Annotated in this window: 3 protein-coding genes; 2 read left to right on the top strand and 1 reads right to left on the bottom strand. The window is 64.1% G+C overall.

Annotated features, from left to right (window positions below; genetic code table 11):
* The first annotated feature begins 387 nt into the window (after positions 1-387).
* Both EN893_RS31805 and EN893_RS31800 read left to right on the top strand, forming a co-directional pair.
* The gene (locus EN893_RS31805; protein ID WP_127268086.1) at positions 388-693 is read left to right on the top strand and encodes a BA14K family protein; all 306 of its coding nucleotides are present in this window, start codon (positions 388-390) and stop codon (positions 691-693) included.
* Between the two features lie 182 nt (positions 694-875).
* Positions 876-1,235, top strand: coding sequence for a hypothetical protein (locus EN893_RS31800; RefSeq protein ID WP_127268085.1), 360 nt, complete (start codon positions 876-878; stop codon positions 1,233-1,235).
* Here the strand turns inward: EN893_RS31800 and EN893_RS31795 are convergent.
* Positions 1,236-1,900 (bottom strand): IclR family transcriptional regulator (locus tag EN893_RS31795; protein WP_164901291.1); only part of this gene is annotated, 665 nt, incomplete at its 5' end.

The following is a 1,900-nucleotide window of genomic DNA, read 5'->3' as shown; positions in this document are numbered from 1 at the left end:
CCCACTCCGTCTCGGCTTCGCCGAGCCACCTCTCCCCCGATCGACGGGGTAGAGGAAAGGCGCCAAGCTTTTGCCGTTAACGCTCGTCCAGCAACGCTCCTTTCCTTTCCCTCCGGAGGGGGGAAAGGTGGCGCTGCGAAGCAGCGACGGATTGGGGGAACCACGTGGTAATCAGGCATCGGGCAGATCAGAAGGTATGTGCATAGCGTAGACGTCCATCGGGGGAGATCTGCATCGTCAATGTTCTCGCCAACCTCTTCCCGTCGCCGTCACAAAGACCTTCGATCCCAGAAGATCGACAAAAGATTCGAACCTTTTTCCTGGCTGCGACGACAGATGATCAAGAGGCGGATGGATCGCCTCGGTCAACGAAGCAAGGAGATCGTCATGTTCAAGAACACACTCGTTTCCGGCCTTATCGCCACCGCCGTCGCCGCCGCCACGCTGGCCGGCACCGTGCAGCCTTCGGCCGCTCACAGCCATCACCACAATCACGGTCTCGGTATCGGCATTGCCGCCGGCGTCGGCGGCTTTGTCCTCGGCAGCCTGCTCGCCCAGCCGCGCACCGTCTATGTCGACGAAGGCGGCGGCTCGTGGCATGTCCGCCGCTGCTACGATCGTTATGCCAGCTACGACGCGGACTCCGATACCTATCTCGGCCGCGACGGATACCGCCACTACTGCCGTCTTTAGAGGGGAGGACCGTTTCAGCAACAGAGGGGCCCATGCGAGCCCCTCTTCTGCTGTCTGGATGGTAGCGGTGCGTGCTCCACCGGCCGATTCAGCGCAGAAAGGATTGGCCTGGGCGGCAGACCGGGCGGTGTACAGAGATTTTCCGAGCGTCTATTCTGACCGCGAAACGCGGGGAGAGACCTTTGGACGAGCAGGACCCCAGGGAAGATCTGGTCGAAACGGTTTTCCGCAACGGCACCGTCACTGCCGTCGGCATCCTGCTGGCGTTTTCGCTGGGCTTCATCACGCATTGGGCCGCCAACCCGATCCCGTGGCAGACCTACCATCTTGTCGCCGTCCTGCCGATCCTGGCCGGCATTGCCTTGCAGATGCGGGCGCTCTCGCTGCTGCTCGACACGAAATGCCTGCAACGGCGCATCTATGAACGCGCCAACCGCATCTTCATGGCCGGCCTGATATTCACCGCCTGTGGCGTCGGCATGGCCATCCTTCTCGATTTCTTTGATATCGCGACCAGGAGCGCGCTGCCCGGGACGGGCTGATCAGCCGGCTCGCACGCCGCCGATCATCCTGGTCACCTCGGCGGCGGCATCGCGCACCAGCGGGCCGATCTCGGCCAACCGCTCCGGCGTCACCCGCACCGTTGGTCCCGACACCGAGACGCCGCCGATCGGCTCGCCGAATTCATTGAAGATGGCGGCTGCCACGCAGCGCATGCCGGGGTGCCGCTCCTCGTCGTCGACCGACCAGCCGCGCAGCTTGATCCGCGCCAGATCGTGGGCAAGCGACGAAATGTCGGACAGCGTCCTCTCCGTGAAGCGCTGCAGGCCTGCCTTGCGCAGGATGCTTCCGACGCGCTCCGGCTCGAGATGCGCCAGCACCGCCTTGCCGATGCCCGACGCATGGAAGGGACTGCGTGTGCCCGGACGGAAGAAGGCGCGGATCGCCTGGTGCGTCTCGACCTGGCTGACGAAGACCACGCAATCGTCCTCGGCGACGCCGAGATTGGCGGTCTCGCCGGTTCTTTCCATCAGCTCTTGCATGACCACACGCGCGCGGTCGACCAGCTTGCGGCGCCGCAGGAAGGCCGCGCCCATGCGGTAGGTCTCGACGCCGATCGACCACAGCTGGTCTGATGTGTCGAATTCGACCATGCCGTGGTTTTGCAGCGTCGTCAGCATGCGGTAGGCGGTGGAGGCGGCAAGGC

This window comes from Mesorhizobium sp. M7A.F.Ca.CA.004.04.2.1 (genome assembly GCF_004022825.1).
Taxonomy (GTDB): domain Bacteria; phylum Pseudomonadota; class Alphaproteobacteria; order Rhizobiales; family Rhizobiaceae; genus Mesorhizobium.
The sequence above is the reverse complement of the archived record's forward strand: the minus strand, read 5'-3'. Positions and strand labels throughout refer to the sequence as shown.

Coding starts and splice junctions, on each gene's coding strand:
- EN893_RS31805 (WP_127268086.1), top strand. CDS start 388: ATGTTCAAGAACACACTCGTTTCCGGCCTTATCGCCACCGCCGTCGCC.